Annotated in this window: 23 protein-coding genes; 12 read left to right on the forward strand and 11 right to left on the reverse strand. The window is 62.0% G+C overall.

The features are described from left to right. Positions 1 to 28: 28 nt before the first annotated feature. The gene (locus ACFOEV_RS12825) at positions 29 to 295 is read right to left on the reverse strand and encodes a hypothetical protein (RefSeq protein WP_386774518.1); all 267 of its coding nucleotides are present in this window, start codon (positions 293 to 295) and stop codon (positions 29 to 31) included. 290 nt (positions 296 to 585) lie between these two features. Here ACFOEV_RS12825 and ACFOEV_RS12830 point away from each other — a divergent pair, with 290 nt between their 5' ends. Both ACFOEV_RS12830 and ACFOEV_RS12835 read left to right on the forward strand, forming a co-directional pair. Next, positions 586 to 978, forward strand: coding sequence for an HIT family protein (locus ACFOEV_RS12830; RefSeq protein WP_386774520.1), 393 nt, complete (start codon positions 586 to 588; stop codon positions 976 to 978). A gap of 61 nt (positions 979 to 1,039) precedes the next feature. Next, positions 1,040 to 1,693: an MBL fold metallo-hydrolase gene (locus ACFOEV_RS12835; RefSeq protein WP_386774522.1), complete on the forward strand. Its 654-nt coding sequence runs from the start codon at positions 1,040 to 1,042 to the stop codon at positions 1,691 to 1,693. 13 nt (positions 1,694 to 1,706) lie between these two features. Here ACFOEV_RS12835 and ACFOEV_RS12840 read toward each other — a convergent pair whose 3' ends face one another. Then, the gene (locus ACFOEV_RS12840; RefSeq protein ID WP_386774524.1) at positions 1,707 to 2,600 is read right to left on the reverse strand and encodes a LysR family transcriptional regulator; all 894 of its coding nucleotides are present in this window, start codon (positions 2,598 to 2,600) and stop codon (positions 1,707 to 1,709) included. Between the two features lie 145 nt (positions 2,601 to 2,745). On the opposite strand from ACFOEV_RS12840, the gene ACFOEV_RS12845 reads away from it, so the two are divergent. Together ACFOEV_RS12845 and ACFOEV_RS12850 are read left to right on the forward strand one after the other, a co-directional pair. Further along, positions 2,746 to 3,633 carry an MBL fold metallo-hydrolase gene (locus ACFOEV_RS12845; RefSeq protein ID WP_386774526.1) on the forward strand — a complete coding sequence of 296 codons (888 nt, stop codon included), beginning with the start codon at positions 2,746 to 2,748 and terminating at the stop codon, positions 3,631 to 3,633. 261 nt (positions 3,634 to 3,894) lie between these two features. Further along, positions 3,895 to 4,545, forward strand: a complete 651-nt coding sequence (locus ACFOEV_RS12850) for a transglycosylase SLT domain-containing protein (RefSeq protein WP_386774528.1) — start codon at positions 3,895 to 3,897, stop codon at positions 4,543 to 4,545. A gap of 35 nt (positions 4,546 to 4,580) precedes the next feature. On the opposite strand, the gene ACFOEV_RS12855 is transcribed toward ACFOEV_RS12850, so the two are convergent. The 3 genes from ACFOEV_RS12855 to ACFOEV_RS12865 all read right to left on the reverse strand — a co-directional run bounded on the left by ACFOEV_RS12855 (position 4,581) and on the right by ACFOEV_RS12865 (position 7,218). Then, on the reverse strand, positions 4,581 to 5,513 hold the full coding sequence (locus tag ACFOEV_RS12855; protein WP_386774530.1) for a sigma-70 family RNA polymerase sigma factor: 933 nt from the start codon (positions 5,511 to 5,513) through the stop codon (positions 4,581 to 4,583). After that, entirely contained in the window at positions 5,510 to 5,980 is a 471-nt protein-coding gene (locus tag ACFOEV_RS12860) for a carboxymuconolactone decarboxylase family protein (RefSeq protein ID WP_386774532.1), read from the reverse strand. Before ACFOEV_RS12860 ends, ACFOEV_RS12855 begins: the two co-directional genes overlap by 4 nt. Before the next feature lie 188 nt (positions 5,981 to 6,168). Further along, complete coding sequence (locus tag ACFOEV_RS12865) at positions 6,169 to 7,218, reverse strand: aldo/keto reductase (RefSeq protein WP_386774534.1); 1,050 nt, start codon at positions 7,216 to 7,218, stop codon at positions 6,169 to 6,171. A gap of 367 nt (positions 7,219 to 7,585) precedes the next feature. Between ACFOEV_RS12865 and ACFOEV_RS12870 the strand changes: the two genes are divergently transcribed. Then, positions 7,586 to 8,464, forward strand: coding sequence for a helix-turn-helix transcriptional regulator (locus ACFOEV_RS12870; protein WP_386774536.1), 879 nt, complete (start codon positions 7,586 to 7,588; stop codon positions 8,462 to 8,464). A 96-nt stretch (positions 8,465 to 8,560) separates the two neighbouring features. Here the strand turns inward: ACFOEV_RS12870 and ACFOEV_RS12875 are convergent, their stop codons facing one another. Further along, positions 8,561 to 8,872, reverse strand: coding sequence for a hypothetical protein (locus ACFOEV_RS12875; protein WP_386774537.1), 312 nt, complete (start codon positions 8,870 to 8,872; stop codon positions 8,561 to 8,563). A 263-nt stretch (positions 8,873 to 9,135) separates the two neighbouring features. Further along, complete coding sequence (locus tag ACFOEV_RS12880) at positions 9,136 to 10,254, reverse strand: class I SAM-dependent methyltransferase (protein WP_386774539.1); 1,119 nt, start codon at positions 10,252 to 10,254, stop codon at positions 9,136 to 9,138. A gap of 238 nt (positions 10,255 to 10,492) precedes the next feature. Here ACFOEV_RS12880 and ACFOEV_RS12885 point away from each other — a divergent pair, with 238 nt between their 5' ends. Beyond that, a complete protein-coding gene (locus ACFOEV_RS12885; RefSeq protein WP_386774540.1) occupies positions 10,493 to 11,125 on the forward strand; it encodes a TetR/AcrR family transcriptional regulator in 633 nt (210 codons plus the stop codon). A gap of 75 nt (positions 11,126 to 11,200) precedes the next feature. Then, complete coding sequence (locus ACFOEV_RS12890) at positions 11,201 to 13,924, forward strand: AsmA family protein (protein ID WP_386774542.1); 2,724 nt, start codon at positions 11,201 to 11,203, stop codon at positions 13,922 to 13,924. Between the two features lie 30 nt (positions 13,925 to 13,954). Here ACFOEV_RS12890 and ACFOEV_RS12895 read toward each other — a convergent pair whose 3' ends face one another. Continuing rightward, positions 13,955 to 14,389: an SRPBCC family protein gene (locus tag ACFOEV_RS12895; protein WP_386774544.1), complete on the reverse strand. Its 435-nt coding sequence runs from the start codon at positions 14,387 to 14,389 to the stop codon at positions 13,955 to 13,957. A 29-nt stretch (positions 14,390 to 14,418) separates the two neighbouring features. Here ACFOEV_RS12895 and ACFOEV_RS12900 point away from each other — a divergent pair, with 29 nt between their 5' ends. Then, positions 14,419 to 15,999, forward strand: a complete 1,581-nt coding sequence (locus ACFOEV_RS12900; RefSeq protein ID WP_386774546.1) for an NAD(P)H-dependent oxidoreductase — start codon at positions 14,419 to 14,421, stop codon at positions 15,997 to 15,999. A 52-nt stretch (positions 16,000 to 16,051) separates the two neighbouring features. On the opposite strand, the gene ACFOEV_RS12905 is transcribed toward ACFOEV_RS12900, so the two are convergent. Then, positions 16,052 to 16,402 carry a hypothetical protein gene (locus ACFOEV_RS12905; RefSeq protein ID WP_386774548.1) on the reverse strand — a complete coding sequence of 117 codons (351 nt, stop codon included), beginning with the start codon at positions 16,400 to 16,402 and terminating at the stop codon, positions 16,052 to 16,054. A gap of 400 nt (positions 16,403 to 16,802) precedes the next feature. Here ACFOEV_RS12905 and ACFOEV_RS12910 point away from each other — a divergent pair, with 400 nt between their 5' ends. Together ACFOEV_RS12910 and ACFOEV_RS12915 are read left to right on the forward strand one after the other, a co-directional pair. Continuing rightward, on the forward strand, positions 16,803 to 17,978 hold the full coding sequence (locus tag ACFOEV_RS12910) for a GGDEF domain-containing protein (RefSeq protein ID WP_386774550.1): 1,176 nt from the start codon (positions 16,803 to 16,805) through the stop codon (positions 17,976 to 17,978). Positions 17,979 to 18,123: 145 nt separating this feature from the next. Further along, positions 18,124 to 19,488 (forward strand): glutamate--cysteine ligase, encoded by a 1,365-nt coding sequence (locus tag ACFOEV_RS12915; RefSeq protein WP_386774552.1) that lies wholly within the window; start codon positions 18,124 to 18,126, stop codon positions 19,486 to 19,488. A gap of 29 nt (positions 19,489 to 19,517) precedes the next feature. On the opposite strand, the gene ACFOEV_RS12920 is transcribed toward ACFOEV_RS12915, so the two are convergent. Together ACFOEV_RS12920 and ACFOEV_RS12925 are read right to left on the reverse strand one after the other, a co-directional pair. Continuing rightward, complete coding sequence (locus ACFOEV_RS12920; protein ID WP_386774554.1) at positions 19,518 to 20,483, reverse strand: zinc metalloprotease HtpX; 966 nt, start codon at positions 20,481 to 20,483, stop codon at positions 19,518 to 19,520. 185 nt (positions 20,484 to 20,668) lie between these two features. Further along, complete coding sequence (locus ACFOEV_RS12925) at positions 20,669 to 22,138, reverse strand: dihydrolipoyl dehydrogenase (protein ID WP_386774556.1); 1,470 nt, start codon at positions 22,136 to 22,138, stop codon at positions 20,669 to 20,671. 246 nt (positions 22,139 to 22,384) lie between these two features. Here ACFOEV_RS12925 and ACFOEV_RS12930 point away from each other — a divergent pair, with 246 nt between their 5' ends. Further along, complete coding sequence (locus tag ACFOEV_RS12930; protein ID WP_386774558.1) at positions 22,385 to 22,576, forward strand: tautomerase family protein; 192 nt, start codon at positions 22,385 to 22,387, stop codon at positions 22,574 to 22,576. Positions 22,577 to 22,587: 11 nt separating this feature from the next. Then, the gene (locus ACFOEV_RS12935) at positions 22,588 to 22,953 is read left to right on the forward strand and encodes a nucleotide pyrophosphohydrolase (RefSeq protein WP_386774560.1); all 366 of its coding nucleotides are present in this window, start codon (positions 22,588 to 22,590) and stop codon (positions 22,951 to 22,953) included. Positions 22,954 to 23,073 lie beyond the last annotated feature (120 nt).

Raw genomic sequence — 23,073 nt, forward strand, 5'->3', positions numbered from 1 at the left:
GGTCGCTTGCCACTCACTCAAGACCCACTCAAGGTCGTATACCTAGGCCCTGGGCGATCAGATCGTCGGCCAGGGCCCGCGAGGCCAGGGAAAATTCCACGCGTGCCGCGGCCAGTTCACCCAGGTCTCTCGACGCGTTGTCACGCTCCATGCGATCCAGCCGCACCTTGGCGCGTGCCAGGCGCTTGAGCAGCGCATTGCCGAGACAGGAACAGGCAAGTGGTACTTCGGGCATCGGGTAGGGCTGATCCACCAACTCATCAGGCAGTCTGCTCGACATATCCAGGACGTCCATCTCACGATCTCCACAACGGCACATGACACACATTCCGCACCACGGTCACCGCTTCTGGTTCAGATATCGGTCAGTCGGGCCAGAACTGAAGCCCCGTGGAATCCTCTGCTGGTGATCGTCGAGATCGCAATGCCCTGATTGCGGCTAGTGTTGGGCGAGTGGTAATAACAGTTCCATCTCTTCTTATAAATAGAGTCCCTTTGCCTGGGAGTCAATGGTGTTGGGAGAGGGCAAGACTGTTTCGGTGACCTGTGGCATCTTGGTGGTTTTTCGAATGGAGGCATCCGAACATGGCAAGCATCTTTACCCGCATCATCCAGAAAGAACTCCCGGGTCACTTCGTCTGGGAAGACGAACAGTGCGTGGCCATCATGACCCTCAATCCCATGAAACCCGGCCATGTGCTGGTGATCCCGCGCCAGGAGATCGATCACTGGGACGACCTGCCGCTCGAGCTTTCCGCCCACCTCATGGCGGTGTCGCAGAAGTTGGCCAAGGCGCTCAAGCAGGCGTTTCCCTGTGCGCGGGTGGGGATATTGGTCGTTGGCCTGGAAGTGCCGCATGTGCATATTCACTTGGTGCCGCTCGACCGGATGCAGGATATCCGGGTGGAAGGCTTGGCCCAGGCGGAAGCCGAAGAACTGGCGGCAGCCGCTGCCAAGATTCGCGAAGCTCTGGCTTGACCTAAATCTTACTTGAGGTTTTAGGCTATTGGCTGTCACTTGGTTGAGAGGAATACGACCCATGCAACGCGTACAGCCAGACGTCTGGGAGACTGAAGTGGAGAGCCCCTTCCCGGGGCTCACTGTTCACGCTTACCTGCTCATTCGCGAGGCAGGCAATGTACTTTTCTACAATACCGGCCATCGTCACGAGATCGAGCGGATGGCGGAGCTGGGTGGCGTGGCCTATCAGTACCTGAGTCACCGCGACGAAGTGGGGGAGACCCTGGCGCTGATTCACGAGCGCTTCGGTGCCAAGCTGGCCGGCCATATCGCCGAGTGCGACGACTTCGCCCGCGTGCGCACTCCGGAGATCCTGTTCGAGAATCGCGAGCGTCATCTGGATGCGATCGAGGTGATCCCCACCCCCGGTCACAGCCTGGGCAGCACCTGCTACCTGGTGGATTCGCCCCACGGCAAGCGCTACCTGTTCACCGGCGACACCCTCTACCGCACCCAAGATGGCGGCTGGCGCGCCGGTTTCATCCCCGGGCACAACACCGCGGAGGATCGGAAGACGCTGGCCGAGAGCCTGCGGTTGCTGAAGACGCTCGAGCCGGACGTGGTCTTCTCGAGCGCTTTCTCCGGTGAGGCCGGTTTCCAGGAAGTTGCCCCGGGCGAATGGCCTGGCCTGGTGGATCGGGCGCTCGACGAGTTGCTGGAGCAAGCGAAGTAGCACTCTTCGAAGACTAGCGGCTTGCAGGAGGCTCCGACGCACTCGTCGCGCAGGGCTTCGTCTCGGCGGCTACCAGAAAATCGATGAATGTCCGCACCCGAGCCGGCATATGCAGCCGGGTGGGCATGACGATATACAACGGCAGTCGCGGAAGCGGCTCGACGAACGAGAGACGCACGAGCTGCGCGGTACGAACCTCTTCCTGGCACAGGTTCTCGGGCAAAAGCGCGATGCCTCGCGATTGAATGGCCAGCTCTTTGGCGAGTTCGAAGTTGCGTGTCTCGACCTGCGCATTTTGTGCGCTGGTGGTAAGGCGCCCCTTGAACCGATTGGTGGGATCGAACACCACGTGCTCCGACAAACTGGAGAGCGTGGCTTCGTGCAGTCGTTCCGCCGCGTATTGCGAGCTGGCATAGAGCGCCAACTTGCCGTCATCCAGTTTGCGCGCCACCAGACCCGGGTTGCCAGGGGCGCCGCCTCTCAGGGCGAGATCGATGTTGTTCTCCACCAGGTCTAGGGTCTCGTCGGTGACGATCACCTCGATGCGAATCGATGGATGCTGGTCGGCGAAAGTCCCCAGGGTCCGGGCGAGCCACCGCTTCGACATATCGATGGGTACCGTGACGCGTATCGTGCCGGCTATGTCGTCCGGGCGGCTCAGCTCGGCTTCCGCCCGCATGAGCTTGTCGATGGCCTCCTGGCACTGCTCCATGTAGCGACGCCCCTCATCGGTGAGCGTGATGCGGCGCGTCGTCCGGTGCAGCAACCGAACATTCAAGCGTTGCTCGAGCGCGCGCACCCGGGCACTGACCGTGGAGCGGGGCAAGGAGAGGCGTCGGCTCGCGTTGGCGAAGCTGCCAGAGCGCGCCACTTCAAGGAACGTCTGGATCTGCGAGAAGCCGATCATTGAGCAATCCTGTTGGATAGTCTGTACAAGATTAGCCATATACCTCGGCTAGTGGAAAGTTGCTACTGTCCTCGATCAATGATCAACAAGGGAAGCGATTTTGCACGTGCAGGCATTTGTGCAGGGCTTCCCAGGGGAGAGATCGATGGAACTGGGTAGTGTCTTTCGAGCATTGGCTGTTGTCGCCTTCCTGGCCTATCCCTCCGCATACGCCGGGGCGAGCGAGGCGAGTACACCGCCGCATATCGAGGTGACATGGGCGGGCGGTGCCACGATGATCATCACCTTCGACGACATGACCATTCTGACGGATCCGGCGCTAGGAGCCGAAGGGTTTCGCATGGGTGATCCCAATGTGCCCGACCTGCACAGGGTCAAGTTCCATCGTCGCTTGACCCCATTCAGCGGCGTTGACCTGGAGGCCGTTGACCTCGTGCTGCTGAGTCATGCGCATGAAGACCACTTCGACCAAGAGGCGCGGGCCAGTCTCAGCCGTATGTTGCCGATCGTCCTGCCGAGTGCCGACATCGACGCCGTCGAAGCGATGGGCTTCGAAAGCCTCGATGACCTGAAGTGGGGCGAGACACGACAGTTCCATACCGGGACGGGAGAGGTAAGGATTACCGCGACTATCGCTCACCATTCTCGAGACCCGCAGACGGCGGAAATGCTGGGTGTCGGCAACGGATACTGGATCGAGTTCTCTCAAGGCGACTGGAGACGGACGCTGTATTGGACGGGCGACACGCTGCCCACCGCCGATGTCATCGATTCGGTCAAGTCGCTTGGAAAGCCCGATATTATGGTGCCGAATGTCGGGGGAGTGGGCACGAACGGCCCGCTGGGGCAGATCAGCATGGGGGCGGCCGATGTCGTCGCCTTTGCCGATGAAATTCGCCCAAGATGGCTTTTGCCCATTCACCATTCCACCTACGCGTTTTATCGCGAACCGATCAGTGAACTGGTAGGGAAGAGCACAGGCGAGCCGTACTGTCTCGTCATTGCCGAGGGCACGACAACCCTATATGAGTAGGCTGGAACTGCCTGTATACCGGCAGAATGCCAATGCCGTGGGTTCCATGAGGGCGGCAGATTTCCCATCGTAGCGAAGCGTCAGGATGCGCTCACCGGACAGCCCGAATGGGGCATGGCTTTTGGCCTGTGAAGTGTCGCATCGCCCAAGCGTTTAAGGCGGTTTCCTTTCGAAACGGTATCATGCGCACAAAACGTCGGCGGTGACTCGTGAGGAGGCCAGGTGGTTTCATCGGTTGAGCGGCATGGAAGTGAGCGGGGCATGTTTGGCCATGTGCTGCACGCGTGGCGGTGGTTGCTGATCGTGGGGCTCGGGATCGTGTCCAGTGGATGCGCGATGATGGCGCCGTCACCTCCACAGGATCAGAGTAACATCTGCGAGATCTTTCGCGAGCAGCCGAAATGGTATGACTATGCCCGTGACTCCCAGGAGACATGGGGCACTCCGATTGCCACGCAGATGGCCTTCGTCAAGCGGGAATCCTCGTTCCGCAGTCATGTGCGTCCACCCAGGAAGCGCATCCTGTGGATTTTCCCCGGCCCCCGCCCGTCCTCTGCCCGTGGCTATGCCCAGGCCCAGGACCCGGTATGGGGCGAGTATCGGGACGATGCCGGGAGCCTCTTCGCGCGTCGCACCCACATGAAACATGCCACCGATTTCATTGGCTGGTACAACGCTCAGACTCACCGCCAATTGGGCATTTCCCTGCATAACCCCGAGCATCTGTATCTGGCGTACCACGAGGGCCGCGGCGGCTATCGGCGTGGCACGTACAGGAGCAAGCCCCAGGTCAGGCAGGCCGCCAGGCAGGTCAATGCCCAAGCGAGCCGCTATCAATCGCAGTTGGCCGCTTGTGAAGCCGAGTTCCGCTGTCGGCACTTTTATCAGTTCTGGCCATTCTGCCGGGCGTGACGGCATGGCTTTCGTGTTTTGAAGCGCTCGCACTGTCAATGAACGACCTGTCTGGCCACTTGGTCGGGCAGCATCGCTTCGAGATGCCGGAGCTTGTCCGGGTTGCGAACGACGAAGATCGCCTGAATGCGGCCATCGCACACGTCGATGGCCGTGGTCTGCAAGGTGCCATCATGCTCGAGCGAAAGAATACCGGGCAGGCCGTCGATTCTGACTTGTCGGGTCCAGATCGGCTCGGCCGCGAAGCTCTTGCGCACAAGGCCGGCGAAGAAGCGAGCGATATTGCAGGCGCCTTCGATCACGCGCAGTGCCGCTCGCTTGCGACCGCCGCCATCGGTATGCAGCCTTGCAGCGTCCGTCAACAAGGCTTGGAGGTCGGCCGCATCGCCGCTGCGACTGGCTTCGAAGAAGGCCTCGGTCAGGCGTAGGCTTTCCTCTTGGCCGAGGCTGAACCGGGGCCGGGAAGCCACGACGTTACTGCGCGCGCGACTGGCGAGCTGCCGGCAGGCGGCTTCCGTGCGGCCGAGTGTTGCGGCCACGTCTTCGAATTCCATATCGAAGATGTCGTGGAGGATGAAGGCCGCCCGCTCCAACGGCGACAGGCGTTCGAGCGCCATCATCAGGGCCGTGGAGACGTCTTGCTCGATGTGGCTGGCCGGGAGCGCTGTGGCTGACCACTCCTCCACCAGCGGCTCCGGCAACCAGGGGCCGATATAGACTTCCCGTTGCGTACGGGCCTGCTTGAGCCGGTCGAGGCAAAGGCGTGTCACGATGCGGGAGAGATAAGCGTGCGGGTCGTCCACGTTCTCCCGATTCTGGTGGTGCCAACGCAGGTAGCAGTCTTGTACCGCATCCTCGGCTTCGGCGACCGAGCCGAGCATGCGGTAGGCCAGGCGCATCAGGTGCGCCCGGTGGTTCTCGAAGTCGTGTGAAGGTTTCGGCTGCCTGGCCGCTTGAACGTCGCTCATGAAACGATCTCGCGTTGGGGGGCAGTGTCGACGGGGTGAATGCTGCGAAAGCCGATGGCGATCCGGTTCCAGATATTGATGGCACCTATCAGCAGGGTGAGTTTGACCAGTTCTTCCTCGTCGAAGTAGCGGCGTGCGTGCTCATACACGTCGTCGGGTGCCTGGGTGTCGGCCACCAGCGTCAGCGCCTCGGTCCAGTCCAGGGCGGCACGCTCCCGTTCACTATAGAGCGGCGATTCCCGCCATGCCGAGAGTAGGTGGAGGCGCTCCTCGCTTTCCCCGGCGGCGCGGGCATCGCGGGTGTGCATGTGCAGGCAGAACGCGCAGCCGTTGATTTGCGAGGCGCGCGTCTTGACCAGTTCCATCAGGCTCGGCTCCAGGCCCGAACCACTGACGTGCTGCTCCAGGTCCAGCATGGCCTGCATGGTATCCGGTGCGGCGGCAAAAGCGTTCATTCGCGGGGTCATCGATAGGTCTCCGTTGCTGAGTGTATACAATGAAGACGAATCGGCGGTGAGGGTTGTGACATGCCCCGGACTATTTTTTTCGCTCGCAGCCGAGTCGGGGCGACCTACTTCGCCGTGCCCTATGGACGAAAAACACCCCATGCGGCTGGGGCCGGATGGGGTGCAATGACGGCTTGAATAGCGCGCGCTTAACGCTTGCGGGATTGCGCCAACTGCTCGCGGCGGTGTTCCCCCTGGCGCTCGAACATCCAGCCCGGGTATTCGGGCGGCAAGGCGCTGACGGTCTCGAGTTCGGTGAGTTCGGCGTCGCTGAGTTCGACCTGCGTCGCGGCGATGTTGTCGTCGAGTTGGTCGACCCGCTTGGCGCCGACGATCACGCTGGTCACGGCCGGTTGGTGCAGTAGCCAGGCCAGCGCGATCTGCGCGACGGACACGTCATGTGCTTCGGCGATCCCGCGCATCACGTCGATGCAGTCGTAGGCGCGCTCCACTTCTACCGGCGGGAAGTCGAAGGTGGTGCGACGGCTGCCTTCCTCGGCCTGGGTGTCGCGCCCGTACTTGCCGCTCAACAGGCCGCCGGCGAGCGGGCTCCATACCATCAGGCCGAGGTTCTCGCTTTGCAGCATGGGAATGATCTCGCGCTCGAGGTCGCGGCCGGCGAGCGTGTAGTAGGCCTGCAGCGATTCGAAGCGCGCCAGGCCGTGACGCTCGGCGATCCCCAGTGCCTTCATGATCTGCCAGGCGGCCCAGTTGGAGACGCCGACATAGCGCACGTGGCCTTGCTGCACCAGGTTGTCGAGTGCGCGCACGGTTTCCTCGATCGGTGTCGCCGGATCGAAGCCGTGGATCTGGTACAGGTCGATATGATCGAGCTGCAGGCGTTTCAGGCTCGCCTTGACCCCGTCCATGATGTGGTAGCGTGAGTTGCCTCGCGAGTTGACGCCCTGGCTGCCGGTTTCGCCGAAGACCTTGGTGGCGACCACGAGATCGTCGCGCGGCACCTTGAGGTTCTTCAGCGCCTGGCCGGTGATGCTTTCCGACAGCCCTTCGGAATACACATCGGCGGTGTCGATGAAGTTGATGCCGGCGTCGAGCGCACGCCCGATCAGCCGCTCGGCATCGTTCTGCTGCAGGTCGCCGATCTGGCTCCACAGTTCGCCCTCGCCGCCGAAGGTCATGGTGCCCAAGCAAAGCTCGGAGACGAATAGGCCGGTATTGCCGAATTTGCGGTAACGCATTGAATGCACTCCTGGTGTTGCTGGGGTGATGGATTGCTCAGCGGGACGCGATATCGGTGCCGTCAGTGTTTGAATCGCCAGGGTATGTGTCGAGCGTATACTTTGTGGCGAGAACGAATCGATCCCGGCTGCGGCTGGTGATGAAGAGCATACGTTGACCGGGGCGAGGCATTAAGGAATGCGGGATACTGGTATCCGCACTTCCCCCTAAGGCTCTGCCTGAAAACTGCCTGCGCTCGCCCATACGGCGTTAAAAATCAGCTCAAAGACCTCATTTACCCCTTTGTAAACTCCATCTTTTCGCTGATTTTTGCCTAGTCTGGGCATTGCTCGGCGCGTTTTCAGACAAATGTTAAGGAACAGCACAGTGCTCAGCAACGACCGTCGTAGCGAGATCGCTACCTTCTTGAGAATTCGGCGTGCTCGGCTGCAACCCGAGCAGATCGGCCTACCGCGTGGTGTGCGGCGGCGGACACCCGGCCTGCGTCGCGAAGAAGTCGCCGAGCTGGCCGGTATCAGCACGGAGTGGTACGCCTGGCTGGAGCAGACGCGTGACGTGCATCCGTCGATGGATACCTTGCAACGCATCGCGCTCGCGTTGAAGCTCGAGCCTGCCGAGCAGCAACATCTGCTGACCCTCGGCGGCTATGGTTCCGAGAGCGGGGGCAATGGTTCGGCACGCGAGGCCGTGGTGAGCCCTCAACTGCAGCGGCTGATGGATCAGCTCGAGTTCTGTCCGGCGTGGATCATGGGCGCGCGTTCGGACATCCTGGCCTGGAACCGGGCTGCGACCGTCATCCACGGCGATCTCCACGCCATGCAGGGAATCGAGAGGAACGGCATCCATCAACTGTTCCTGAACCCGCGCATACGCTGCATGCTCGTGAACTGGGAATCGCATGCCCGGGACTGTGTCGCCAAGCTGCGGCTGACCTACGCGAATTATATCGATGATCCCTGGTTCAACGAGCTGATCGGGCTACTCCTTGCGCAAAGCCCGGAGTTCGCCGAGTGGTGGGAGGAGCACAACGTGCAGCTTCCCCAGGATGGGGTGAAGGTTTACGACTATCCCGAAGCGGGACGACTGGCATTTGACTACGCCATTCTTCAGGTCGCCGGTGGCAATGGCGTCCCGCTGCACCTGATCACCTACGTCCCTTCGAGCGAGACGGACACCCAGCAGAAAATGGAAGCCCTGTTGCAATATCCCGACCACGCGCCGCGCTCGCGGAGGATCGGCAACTAGGCTGGCGTGACCGGTGTGGCTGAGCGGGCATGAACGAAAACACCCCATTCCACCAGGGGCGGAATGGGGTGCGGTGACTGCCGGGAACGTCTGGCCTCAATACTGATGATCTTCCTCGAAAAGATCTGCCTTGGCGTGACGCATGACGTCTTCGCAAGCAGCTTGATGGGCGAGCTGAGTAAGCAGGTTCTGGGTCACTTCAAAGCCTTTGCCCAGGCAGGTATCGACATCCTGGCGGCTCACTCGAGGGGTGACGTTGCAGTCAATCTTGATCGTTCTTCCGCCACCGTCCAGCTTGTCTGCGAATTCCCGCAGGCGCCAGGCGATGCGCTCTTTCCAGCTGGCTGATTCCTCCACGCCTTCGTTTACGCTAAACGTGCACTGCCATTCAGGTTTGTAGACCTTCATGAGAACCTCCCGTGCTGGCTTGGAAAGAATGATCGATCGTGTTTGCTACTCCGCATTAAATAAATGGTGCAAAGTCACTATACAGGTTTTCAGCAACCGAAACGTGCAGGCAGTATGAATTGCGACCATTGTTGAGTCAGACGCAGTGGCAAGGCATTCACAAGCCCGCCGCTTCGGCGGACCCTATCCATTTCTCCGGATTCCGAGTTCCCAAGAATAAAGCCTGCCGATTTGGCAGGCTTTATTACTTCCAAGGGTTGGGCTCATGCTGATGGTTGCCGCGGACGACACACATACCAGTAGTTCTGGAAGTCGTGGTCGAGTTCGTGAACCTCGATATCCCCGAACCCGGCCGCCTGGAAGTATTCCAGGGCCTTTTCCCGCCCCCACATCGCGCCGAGCCCTGCGCCGCCACTCGCCAGCGACACCGTCATGCAGTGCATGCATGAGAGGGTGTAGAGCAGTGGCCCGATTGGGTGGTCACGGTCCTCATGATGGTGACTCGAGCCCTTGATGTCCTGGGCCAGGTAGATGCCGTCGTTGGCTAGCGCACGGCGAATGCCGCGCAGCAGGGCCGCGGGATCGGCCTGGTCGTGAACGGCATCGAAGGTGGTGATGAAGTCGAGCGCCGCCGGTTCGGCGCTCTGGTCGAAGTCGGTGAGATCGCGGACCTCGAAGGTCACGTTGGTGTTGCCGAGCTCGTGGGCCTCCTCGCGGGCGAGGGCAATCGCCTCGCTAGAGATGTCATAGCCGGTGAAATGGCTGTTGGGATACAGCGCCGCCAGCTTGTTGATGGCTTTCCCCCGACCGCAGCCGGCGTCCAGTACGCGGATGCCCTGCTCGAGGCGTTCCTTGAGTCCCGGTACCAACGGAAGGATATGCGCTTCCAGGGCCGGCACTACCGACTGGCCGCTGTCCTCGGCCATGATCTCGTGGAAGCGGCCGAAGCGCTCGTAGGGCACTCCCCCTCCGTGCCGGAAGCAGTGCACGATGTCGTCCTCCACCGCTCCCAGTAGCGGGATGTACTGTGCGAATACCGCCACGTTGTCCGTTGGCGAGCGACGGCTGAGGCTGGCCGCATGTTCCGGTGGCAAGTGATAGGTACCGGTCGCGGGGTCATGCTCGACGATATTTCCCACCGTCATCGCGCCCAGCCATTCGCGCACATAACGCTCGTCGAGGCCCGCTTGATCCGCGATTTCCTGGCTCGTGGCCGGCCCCATGCCGGCTAGCGTGTCGAACAGGCCGGTGCGATGACCGATCGAGGTCATCAGGGTGAGTGCCCCTGAGTTGAGGATGTCGACGAGTCGGTCGGCGAAGGCCTCGGCTCGCCTGTCGTCGAAGGTGGTCACGCTATGGGCCGCATCGGTTGCTGTAGACATGGTGGTTCCCCCCTTTTTGCTATCCACCGGCGGGCTTGCACCGGTACTGTGAATAAGGATGGCCGCCTGCCCGGTTGCCGGCTAGTGAACCCGTGGTGCGGTTCTCGCGAGGGGGGTTGCGTCAACTACAATCAAGCACATGCGAAGAGGTTTCTCGCCGAGACGAAGGTTCCGGCAAGACCTGGTTCCGGCGAACTGTACCTCCGGTACAGTGGACGCGGCAGGTACGGGGGCAGCCATGGCAATGGCAAGGGGCGAAGCGACCCGCGAGCGGATCCTGGCCATCACGGAGACGGCGGTGCTGGCCAAGGGGTTTGGTGCCACCTCGATCGAGGAGGTCATCGCGGAAGCCGGAATTACCAAAAGCGGTTTCTTCTACCATTTCCGCGACAAGAACGAGCTGGCACGTGCATTGCTGCAGCGATACATGGAACGTGACGATGTGCTACTCGATGAGGTCTTCGCCCGCGGGCGGGAGCTGGCCGCCAATCCACTGAACGGGTTTCTGGTCGGCCTGAAATTGCTGGCGGAAACCATGGCCGACCTGCCGGGCGGGCATCCGGGATGCCTCGTTGCCACCTATTGCTATCAGGAGCGCCTGTTCGACCGCGGCGTGCGTGAGCTGAACCGGCACATCGTGTTCCATTGGCGCACCCGCTTTCGTACGCTTCTGGAAGAAATTGCCGTACATCACGAAGCGAGGGAGCCGGTCGACCTCGATGCGCTGGCCGACATGGTGTCGACCGTGATCGAGGGCGGGCTGGTGCTCGGTCGGGCAACCGGCGACCCGAACATTCTTCCCACGCAAATCATGCTGCTGCGCGACTATATCAAGCTGCTGTTCGAGCCGGCGCCTCCGGCGGCGCATTAAGCCAGCGCTCAGCATTGGACTGACGCTGTATCCCTGTCCATGGTTAAAGGACTGGCTTCACTGTTGGATAGGGATGTGGCAAAGGCGACTCGGCTGGTGGGTGTGGCGCTCGGGAGTGTGCTGCTGCTCCTGGTGGCGGTGGCCCTGCTCCTGGAATCCCCCTGGATGCGCGATTGGCTTGAAGATCAGGCCAGTCAGCAAGTGGGTGGTCGCGAGGTCGAAATCGGCGACCTGGACATCGGTTGGGGCTGGCCGTTGGCGGTGCAGTTGAATGACGTGCGTGTCGCCAATGCATCCTGGGCACGCAACGAGGATATGGCGCGGCTGGACGAACTGGCCATCGACTTGGACCCGGGCCGATTGATCAGGGGCGAGGTGGAGCTGGAGCTCGTCCGCGTCGAGCGGCTAATGCTTCATCTGGCACGACGAGAGGACGGCACCCCCAACTGGTCTCGCCGAGGTGGCGAAAAGCCTCCAGATAAGGCCTTGGGCCAGACAATCTGGCCCAAGGCCTTTGCCATCGCGCGGGGCCGGTTGACCTACCATGACGCCGCGCAGGATATCGAGCTCGACGTCGCCTTCGAGACGCCTGGTGGAACGAGCGACGAACTGCGTCTTGATGTGCGTGGCGAGGGGCACGTGCAGGATGATCCCCTGACATTCCAAGCACTGGCGCACTACCAGCGAGCAGAGAATCGCGTCGCTGTCGAAGAGCTGGAAGGAGAGATCGGTGGCGGCCGTCTGAACGGTTCGCTGGCGGTGGACCTCGGCCGGGATGTGCCCTACATCGAAGCGCAACTGGATGCCGACGCACTGGACCTGAACCGCTGGGGAGTGCTGGACGAGAGCGAGGGGGACCGCACGGCGGACGGGGCCACCGCACGAAGCGGGAGCGGCAACGAAGCGGAGAACGCCTCGACTCTCAAGGCGGCCTGGGACCAGCGTTGGGCTGAGGCTCTCGGGGAACTAAAAGCGTTCGAGGGGCAAGTGGACCTTTCCATTGCCCGCCTGCGCTATGCCGATCAGACCCTGCATGATTTGGCCATCGAGGGCCAGCTCGAGGATGGTCGCGTCAGCGTGGAGCGTCTTCATGCCCTTCAGGAAAGCGCCGATGGACAGCGAGGTGGCTTGACCATCCAGGGCTGGATCGAGGTGCAGGAGCGACGATTGGTCGCCGACGTGGAGGCACAACTCGATCGGGTCGATCTGACCGCGGCACTCGCGCCATTGGGGCTCGGGGAGTTGGGCATGCTCGATGGCCGGCTCAACACGCAGGTGGTCGACGGTGGGCTGGTGTTCGACGACACCGCGATTGACTATCAGGGGCCGCGTTGGGGGCTGACGCTTTCGCTGCGTGCCGATTCCCGTGAGATCGAAGGCTTGGACAAGCCCGGAGTCTACATGGTCGGCGATGGCACCTACCAGGAAACGCCATTTGCGTTCGACTTGGTGGTGGGCCCCCTGCTCGATCTGACTAGTGACGAGCCCTATCCGATTTCTGGTGAGTTGAACTCCGGCGACACCCAGCTTCAACTGGACGGCAGCGTCGTCCAACCGCTGGAGCTCGCTTCGGTGGAGGGTGACTTCCGGCTCAAGGGTCCCAACCTGGCGGATATCTCCGACCTGACCGGCATCAATCTGCCTGAGGTCCCGCCCTACCAGGTCCGCAGTCATCTGCAGTTCAGCGACGACCTGCTGCGTTTAAATGACATGCAAGGCGGCTTCGGTAACAGCGATGTGGCCGGCGACGTGCGCTTGCGCATGGAGGAACGACCACAGCTGACGGCCACGCTAACCTCGGACACGCTCGAGGCTGTGGATCTGCTGCCGATGCTGGGCATCACGCCGCCCCCCGATACGGGTGAGACGGCGTCTCCCGAGCGGGAGCGCTGGACCGATGAGGTCGTGCGCCGCCGGCGGCTTTTCCCCGACCGCCGTTGGGACGTGGCAGGACTGCGTGGCACGGATATCGTGCTCGATTACCGGGCAAGCAACGTCAAGATGCAGTATGTGCCGTTTACCGATGTGTCTCTCGAGCTGGAGCTGGAGCGTGGCGTGATGACCATAGACCCCTTGCAGGTGGGGCTTGGCGGTGGCCAGGTCAACGGCACATGGGTTATCGATGCACGCCAGAACGTGCTGAAGGGCGACCTGAATCTGGCGCTCAAGCGGGTGAGCCTCAAGGCACTGCTGCGTGAAGCCCACCTGCCTCAGGTGGCTCAGGATTCCCTCGGTGTGGTCGGTGGGCGCGGCGATTTCGCTTATCGGGGCCGCTCGATGGATGAGGTCATGGCCGGGCTCAATGGCACGCTGGAATTGGCCATGTCCCAAGGCTGGTTGGACGTCATCGCGGCGGAGCTTCTGCCCTTGAACGTTGCCAATGCCTTGGTCGCGGCCCTGACGGACGCGGAACAGGTCCCATTGGAATGCACCTATGTCCACTTCGTTGCCGACGATGGCCTGGCCGACTTGAAGCAGTTCTTCATGTCGACCGAGATTGCGAACTTCACTGGCGGTGGCGCGATCAACCTGGATGCCGAGACGCTGCGACTGCTTTTCGAGGGGCACAACAAGGACGTGACCCTTTTCACCGGAGAGTCGCCGGTGGAGCTGAAAGGGCCAATGCGCAACCCACGGGTAAATGTGGTTTCGCGCGAGCTACTGGCGCGTGGCCTAGCCTCCTTGCTCGGTGCCGTGGTCGCGCCACCCGCGGCGATCCTGCCCTGGATCGACCCGGGTGGAGGCGAAGACGTCGGGATAGGGTGCAAGCGGGCCATGGCGGAATTCAAGGATGATTGATCGTCCAGCGTTGTGCTATTACCGCGATGTCTAGGGTGGCCCGGTTCGCTGCGCTTTCAGCTGCGCCTCCACCTTGTCGATGATGTCCCGGCTCAGCTTGCGGAGCAGGGGTTTCGCGGCCTGGTGAATGGCCTTCTCCATCGGCTGATCGTTGAGGCTGTACTCCAGCGTCAGATGGATGCGGGTACCGCCCTCGATGGGCGTCAGACGGTAACAGCCGCGATTGGGAACACCAGTCACGGAGCGCCAGGCGAACCGCTCTGGGGGCGTGAACTCCGTGATCTCCACATCGAAGCTCAGGGGCACGCCGGCCACGCGGACCTGCCAGCGGTAGCGGCTGTCGTCCAGGCGAACTATGGTGTCTATGGCATCGCTGTAGTCGGCGAACGTTTCCACTCGGTCGATGAGTGCAAACACCTCCTGTGGGCTGGCCGCGATCTCGGCCTCATGTTCGACGACAGGCATGGACTCCTCAACTCCCGAAAGCAGACTCGATGACAACGTTCAGGAAGAACGACGTATTGGCCGATGCGGCGGAACCGGCGCGACGGCCGATGAAGGTGCTGGTCATCCTCGGGCATCCGCGTGCCGATAGCCTGTGCGGGGCATTGGCAGATGCCTTTTGCGAAGGTGCCCATGCCGCAGGCGTGCAACTGCGCCGCTTGAACCTCTCGGCACTGAATTTCGATCCGTCCGTGCAGACCCCCTCGCCCAACCAACAGCCCCTCGAGGAGGACCTGCGCCTGGCGCGGGAGAGCATCCTCTGGGCGGATCACCTGGTGTTCGTCTACCCCACCTGGTGGGGAACGGTTCCCGCGCTGCTCAAGGGATTCTTGGACCGCATCATGGCGCCGGAGTTTGCCTTCAGGACCTGCGAAGGCGGTATCGGCTATCAGGGGCTCTTGAACGGACGCTCGGCGCAGCTCATCACCACCATGGACACGCCCCCGCTGATCCACCGGCTGCTCTATCGCGAGCCGGGCAGGAATGCCATGGCGCGAGCGACCTTGGGCTTCTGCGGCATTCGCCCGGTGCGTGCGCTCGCCTTCGGCTCGGTCAAGGATGCCACCACGCAGCAGCGGCAGGCCTGGCTGGTCCGCGCCAATCGGCAAGGGAGGCGACTGGAACGAGGCCGAATCACCCCGATGGAACGACTGAAGCACAAGGCTGGTGCCTGGCTGCGCGGGCTGCGGCTGCAGTTCTATCCCATGACCTGGGTGGCCTATACGACCGGTGGCCTCGCCGCTTCTCCGAGTGGGGTCGTATTCGGCAATCCCATTTTCTGGATCGGCTACCTGTGCCTGTTCCTGCTGGAAGTGGCTACCGTGCTGATCAATGAGGTGGTCGATTTGCACACCGATCGGCACAACCGCTTCTTCAGCACCTTCACGGGCGGGTCGCGCGTGCTCGTCGAGGGCTTACTGAGCCTGCGTGAGGTTAAGGTCGGGATCGTTGCCGCGTTGCTGGGCTTTCTGGCCAGTTCGGTGTGGGTATTGAGCGTAGCGCCGGCGGCTCCGGCTGTGGGCATCGCCGTATTGGGTATGTTGGCGATCCTGGCCATCGGCTATACGGCCCCGCCGTTGCGGCTCAGCTATCGCGGCTGGGGCGAGGTGGATGTCGCGGTCACGCACAGCATCGGCGTGCTGCTGTGCGGCCATGTGTTCCTGGGTGGTACCTGGAGCGACCCGCTGCCATGGCTGCTGAGCCTGCCGCTGCTGCTGGCGATACTGCCATCCATCACGCTGTCGGGCATCCCGGACCTCGAGGCCGATGCCGGGGCTGCCAAGCGCACCCTGGCGGTACGTCTGGGGCACACGGGCGCGTTGCGGGTGGCGCTGGTCTTCACGCTGCTCTCTGCCACTGTCGCCGTGGCCTGGCAATGGATGGGGCTGGCGGATGGCGCTTTCGCCGGCATCGCCTTCGCGATCGTTCCCCACGCTGCCCTGCTGACATGGCTGCTAACCCGCCATATACGCTCAGAAAAATCGCCTGGCCGCATCGACGGCCTGATGGCCGCTTCGCTCGGCTACGTACTGTGGTTCGGGCTTATTCCCCTGTTCCGGCTGGCAGGGTGATGGCGGCGGATGGGGTGGGCCAGGGGGAAGCCGAACACGCCAAGCCGAGGTGTCACTCGATCTCGTGCCATCCTTCATGCTCGCAAGTCAGGCAGTGGTAGAGCGCTTCGAAGCCGCTTTCGCAGTCGGCGCACTCGCGGATCGTGCCCTTCTGGAAGGTGAAGGTACGCAGCGAACAGACCGGACACCTCTCGACCTCATTGCGTGGCGCACGAGGTGGGGCTGGCTGCGGGCGTACGGTATCGTCTTGCAGCGATGAAGCCTCTTCCATGGCTTGGTCGAGCTCTTCGGTCAATTCCTTGCCCAGTTTGCGGGCTGCCTCGGCCTGGTCGTTGCCGGCCAGCTTCACCAGCTTCGTGATGCCCTCCTTTACGGACTTTAGCCGAGGGGTGATATCGGCCATCTGGGCTCTCCTGTCGGTCGATCGTTTAGATGCTTGTTGATAGATGAGCATAACTTGCCTTAGGGAAACACTGAATCAATGCCTGCGCAGCTCCATCACTGCGTTACGCGGTGCTGGTGCGCCAGCCCGGTCGAAGCCTCACATATACCCCATATGCTCCGGTTGCTGCGCTCCGGGCGCCTTGTGCTTGAAACCGCTCGTCGATTTATTCAGCGCTTCCTTGGATCAAAGCCCGCCATCGCGGCGGGGTTATTTGTTGCAAATTGTTACGAAAGTGGCTTAACTGGTAACCAGAGGCCGCTGAGACGGCTGGCGATAACGATAGAAAAGAGGAACGGGGACTACGCAGGGTTCCTCCGACTACCGTGCTCTATCCTCGGACACGGAGCATTGTGCTGGCATGAAAGAGGCGCTGCTTACCAAAGCGGGTATCGCTGGGGAGCCTGACGCAGTAGTTTCGCGTGCCGGGGTCTGGTGCCGGCTCTCGCGTGACTGTCTGACATCCGCTGGTCGTACCTCGGAGGACCAAGCGGATTATCTGCGCATCACCCTGTTGAATCTGGTGGGGGCCGCGGCCTTCATCGTCTGGGGACTGTTTCTGTGCCTCAATCTGCTTGGTGTGGTGGAAAGCTCTGTCGGGCGCTTGGCGATCAACGTGACGGGGTTGGCGGTTGCTGTCGGCGTGCTGTCCAGTCTGCGCATGGGCGCCCCGGTGGCAGTGGTCTCGCACGTCGCCCATGCCTTCCTGTTCGCTTTCCTGATGGGGCTGGCCATCCTCAGGGCCGATAATCCACTGACGATGACGCTGCCGCTCATCTATCCCGCCATGGCGTTCCTGATGCTCGATGACGTGCATCGAGGCATCGTGGGTACGCTGCTGATGACCGCCGGCCTCAACGTCGCGATCTTCTCGGGATTAGGCCCCGAACCGCGCGATCTGCTCATGGCGATCGATGGCGCGCTGACGGTCAGCGTCGGGATGTGTTTCCAGGCAGCCGTGATGGCGCTGTACGTCCATCACCGCAAGCGGGTGATGACACGGTTGCGCGCCGTGAGTGTGCAACTCTCGGAGCTGGCCTGCCACGATCCACTGACCGGGCTCTACAACCGCCGCACGTTCATCGATGTTCTCGAGCGCGAGCTGTCACGGCGCGATCGCAAAGCGCGCCAGCTCGCGTTCCTGCTGTTCGACATCGATCACTTCAAGGCCTACAACGACCGCTTCGGCCACCCCCAGGGCGACGAGCTGCTCAAGCGCATTGCAGGCGCAGCGCAGGGGGTGTTCTGTCGGCGCGAGGACATCGTGTTCCGGCTCGGCGGCGAGGAGTTCGGTGTGGTATTCCGCACCGACGACGCAGCCCAGGCCGCTGCCATGGCGGACCGGCTGCTGGCGACCATCGAGGCACTGGACGCGGCACCTGCCGGCCCACACGACACCATCACCATTTCCGCCGGGCTCAACCTGCTGGATAGCGAAAGTGATATCGCTGCGAACCATGTCTACCGCCGGGCGGACGAAGCACTCTATCAGGCGAAGGAGTCCGGCCGGGCGCGCTGGGTTCGTGCGGTGGGTTGAGTTCCTCCACACTGAATGAATTGGTGAGCAGCAAGGCATCCCTTTAGGTTAAAGCGGCAGGGCTGCGGGATTTATGCCACATTTTCTTGAGAGGTAGAGAGAATCCCCATCTATCTTCGCCAAGGGGAAAGACAAGGGCAGTCCAATGGACGAGGTAACCGACGAGCAGAGCCTGTGTGATGACCTGGCGGGGCAATGCAAGCCCAGGGACCAGTGCCTGATCGGGATTGAACACGAAAAGTTCATTTTTTCGCAACAGGACCACCGCTTGTTGCCTTATGCCGGGCGAGTCAGTATTCACACCTTGCTGACGGAAATGCAACGCTTCGGTTGGCAGCCAACCTTTGAACGGAACAACCTCACCGGCCTGAAACTCGACGGTGCCGCCATCACACTGGAACCCGCTGGACAGTTTGAATTGTCCGGAACACCCTGGGTGGATTTGCACGCTGTTTACCAGGAAATGCTGGAGCATCGCCGGCAACTGGTGGAACTTGCCGATGAAATGGATTTAGGGATAATGACGCTGGGCTTTGCGCCGGAGTGGACTCAGCAAAAGATGGACTGGGTGCCCAAGAGTCGCTACCACATCATGCGGGACTACATGCCCAAGGTCGGGGTGCATGGGACGGACATGATGACGCGCACCTGCTCGATCCAGCTGAACTTCGACTTCTGCAACCAGCGGGATATGTGCGATAAGTATCGTGTGGCGATGGCACTGCAGCCCCTGGTGATGGTAGCGCTGGCCAATTCTCCCTTCGCCGATGGCCAAGACAGCCAGTTGACCTCTTACCGTAACTACGTCTGGCTACATACCGATTCTGCGCGTTGTGGCGTCCTGCCGCTGGTGCTTTCTCCCGATTTTAATTTTGCCGAGTATGTTCAGCGGGCTTTGGCGGTGCCCATGTACTCGGTGAAAAGGAACGGCGTGCATATCGATCTCGCCGGACGCTCTTTCCGGGATATGATGCAAGGGAAATTGCACGAATTACCCGGAGAAAAACCCACGCTGAAGGACTGGCATGATCACCTCAACACGTTAATGCATGACGTCCGCTTGAAAGACCATCTGGAGTTGCGTGGTAACGACTCGCTTACCCTGGAACACAGCATGGCACTGGCCGCGTTCTGGACGGGCATTCTTTACGATGACCAGGCGTTGCAAAAGGCCCTGGCGTTCATAGCGGGGTGTGACGTCGCCAGCTTGAACCAACTGCGCCACCGCCTACCTCAGCTCGGCCTGGCCAACAGTGATGACCTCCCCGTCAGGGGAGTTTACAACGCCTCTTCCTTGCTCGAAGCCTTGCGATACGCCACAGAACTGGCTCGCAAGGGACTGGAAAGGCGGCAAAAGAGGGATGCGCAAAACGCGGATGAATCCGTTTATTTGCAGCCACTCCAAGCGATCATCGAGAATAAGTTCAGTCCAGCGGAGCAATGGCGCGAACGCTTCCATCAACAGTGGCGGGGCGATATCAAAGCCATTTACTCGCATGCTTCCTTCTAGCCCCCTTGGTTCATGTCCCGGCTGAAAGGTCAACGTCGGCGGCGAATCCAGTAGCGGCCACTCTCCGGGCCAGGACGCTCATTGATCACTGGGTGGTCGACGTCGGATAGCCGGATGAACGGCCGGGTGCCGGTGTGTCGTGGTAGCTCGCCAACGTCGAGTAGTCGGCGGATACGCTTGTGGGTCGGTGGGTGTGTACGCAGCCAGTTGATCCACGCCGGCGCCTGTCGGCCAAACAGTGTCATCAGCCAACTGCCGTTGTGGCGTTCCAGCACTTCCAGAGCCGATGCAAGGCCGTGGGGATCACCGGTAATGGCTATGGCTTCCAGGTCGGCGGTGTATTCACGATTGCGCGAGAGCGCGAGCTGGAGCAGGGTGCTGACGGTTGGAGACAGTGCCACGAGCAACAGCAGTAACCAGGGCAGTTCCCCTCCTCCCGTGATGATCAGGGGCAGCATCAGCAGCAGAGCGATCTGTACTGCTGTTGCTAGCCAGAAGGTGAGCCGGGTCATGGCGGCCGCCATCGACATGACGCGGGTGTCTCCCTGTTGCAAATGATTGACTTCATGGGCCAGCACGGCGGCCAACTGGCGGAGATCGAGCGTCCTGAGCAGGCCATCGGTAATGGCAATGCCACCGTCACGCCGGTCACCGACGGCAAAGGCATTGAGATCGCGTGAAGGGGAATAGTAAAGCTGCGGCGCAATTTCCAGGCCGGCACGTTGATAGAGGATATCGAGTACACGATAGAGCTCGGGGGCTTGGTGTCGACGCAGCAGCCCGGCACCGGCGTTGGCCAGAATGAGCCGGGCCGGTACCCAACTGCTGAGGTGCGCTGCTACCGCAACCGCAAAAAGGGACAGGATCACCCCCGTGGCGCCGGCGAGGAGATAGCCGGGCACGGACAGGACCAAGGCCAGACCCGCCATGATCAACAAGGTCTGCAGGCCATTCTTGAGACGGACGAGCCAGAGCCGTTGGGGTCGGAGTGTCACGGCGACTCCTGTCCCGGTAAACGCATTTGTCACTCAACGATATCCGCTATCCTGGCGATGAGAAAAGGGCGGTCGCTACCGCTCTGGCTGTCCGACCGTTTCGGCGGCGACTGATCGGTTGGCCGGTCGGCCTCTAAAATCGTTATTGGCGGGGTTGTGGGTTACTGGGCGTGCCAAGGGGCTCTTTAATCCCCCGGCCCGCACTCCATGCAGCGGTCGACGATGGCCGGGCCCTGCAGCAGCTTGGTGTTCAGGTCGCGCAGGCCGCTGCGCAGCCCCTCCTCGAGTACCGGGTGATAGAAGGGCATCTCGAGCATCCGGCTCACGCCCATGTTCTGCTCCAGCGACCAGGCCAGTAGGTGCGCCATGTGTTCGATGCGCGGGCCGAAGAGCTCGGCGCCGAGAAACCGGCCCGAGCCGTGCTCGGCATAGAGTCGCATCATGCCGCGGTTCTCGCGTATCACTTTGGCGCGCCCCTGGTCCTCGAAGGAAGCTTCGCCGGTGGCGATGCACTCATGCCCCCCGTGGCGCTGCTCGAGTTCGGCGCGGCTGGCGCCGACCGTGGCCATCTGCGGGTCGGTGAAGACAATGGTCAGGGGCGTGTTGCGCTTGCCGGCGCGAAGCTCCGGATAGCGCCCGGCGTTGTCGCCGGCGATGCGCCCCGCGGTGCTGGCCTCGTGCAGCAACGGTAGCTCCTGGTTGGCGTCGCCGGCGATGAATATGTGGCTCGGGCTGTCATCGGCGTTGCGGCACTGCAGGGTGAAGCGATTGAAGTACGGCACCCCCTTGTCGTTCAGCGCCAGATCGGCCCTGCCGAGGTCGAGCTTGTCGACGTTGGGTCGTCGGCCGGTGGCGGCAAGCAGGTAGTCGAAGCGTTCGGTCAGACGCTTGCCGGTGCCGCGCTCGAGAAAGGTGATCACCACTTGCTCGCCGTCGCGGGCGATGGACTCCACCTTGGCACTCGGGTCGACGTAGAAGTCCTCGTTGAAGGTGCGATCGGCATAGTCGCGCAGGGCCTCGTCCTGGAACGGACCGAGGGAGCCGCTGACGCCGAAGACGCGCAGGCGTACGTCCAGGCGGTGCAGGGCCTGGCCGAGCTCCAGGCCGATCACCCCGGGGCCGAATACGGCGACCGACGCCGGCAGGTCGTCCCACGCGAAGACATCGTCGCTGACGATCAGCCGGTCGCCCGCGACCTCGAAGAAAGCCGGCCAGGTGGGGCGCATGCCGGTGGCGATGACGATATTGCGAGCCCTGAGGCGGGTATGATCGCCGACGATCAGGGTGTGTGGGCCTTCGAAGCGGGCATGGCCTTGAAGGCGGTCGGCCTCGTCGATTCGCTGCATCGACTTGAGGACGCTATTGACGAAGCCGTCGCGCTCGCGTTTGACGCGTTCCATGACCGCACGGCCGTCGATTTCTATCGCACCGCGCACCTGTACGCCGAAACCGGCAGTGTCGCGGGCATGGTGGGCAGCATCGGCAGCAGCGATCAACAGCTTCGAGGGCATGCAGCCCACTCGGGCACAGGTGGTGCCATACTGGCCGCCCTCGATCAGCACTACGCTGGGGGACTGCTTCCTGGCAGCGTGCCAGGCGCTCAGGCCGGCAGTCCCGGCCCCGATGATGGCGATATCGACGTCACGTTCCTGCATCGTTGTCTTCCTCCGCAAAAAGGGGCCGGACAAGGGGCCATGACCCTTCGGAACCTGTCTCAATCCACTATGGCACACGGCCAGCGTCGAGAATGGCGAGCGTATTCGGCAAGCGGACATCGAGGATGCTGGGAGGCATATCAGGGGGAGATGTCGGGTTTCCTGTATTCTGAGCCTGGTGTGGGCGCGTTGCAGCGCCAGGGAGTTCATTCGACCATAGGGGCTTTTCCACAACAGGAGCCGATCATGCCCATCGTGACGATTCAGCAGTTTCCCCGCCCGCTGGAGCAGAAGCGGGAGCTGGCGCGGCGCATTACCGAGGCCTTCGTGGAGGTCTACGGGGCGAAGGAGGAGGCGGTACAGGTGTTCTTCAGCGAGATCGATGGCGAGGGTTGGGCCAAGGGCGGTGTGATGGGCTGCGACAAGACGGACAAATGAAGGAGGTCAGCATGGAAGAACCCGACTCGGTCGATCGCCTGGCGCTGATTCGTGAGCGCCTTCAGGGTTTCGCTCGCGCCCGCGAGTGGGGCCAGTTCCACTCGCCCAAGAACCTCGTGATGGCCCTGACGGGCGAAGTGGGCGAGCTGACGGAACATTTCCAGTGGCTGACGGAGCAGGAGTCGAAAGAGCTGTCAGACGCAGAGCTCGAAGGGGTTCGCGAGGAGATCGCCGATGTGCAGATCTACCTGCTGATGCTCAGCGACAAGCTCGACATCGATCTGCTGCGGGCGGTCGAAGACAAGATCGCCAAGAACGAGCAGAGGTTCCCGGTGGAGCGGGTACGAGGCAGCCGGCGCCAACGTTGGCCAGAATGAGCCGGGCCAGCGCCCAACTGCTGAAGTGTGCTGCCACCGCTACCGCCACGAGGGATATGATCACGCCGCTGGCGCCGGCAAGGAGGTAGCTGGGCACGGACAGGACCAGAGTCCGGCCCG

This window comes from Litchfieldella rifensis, assembly GCF_042646605.1.
Taxonomy (GTDB): Bacteria; Pseudomonadota; Gammaproteobacteria; order Pseudomonadales; family Halomonadaceae; genus Litchfieldella; species Litchfieldella rifensis.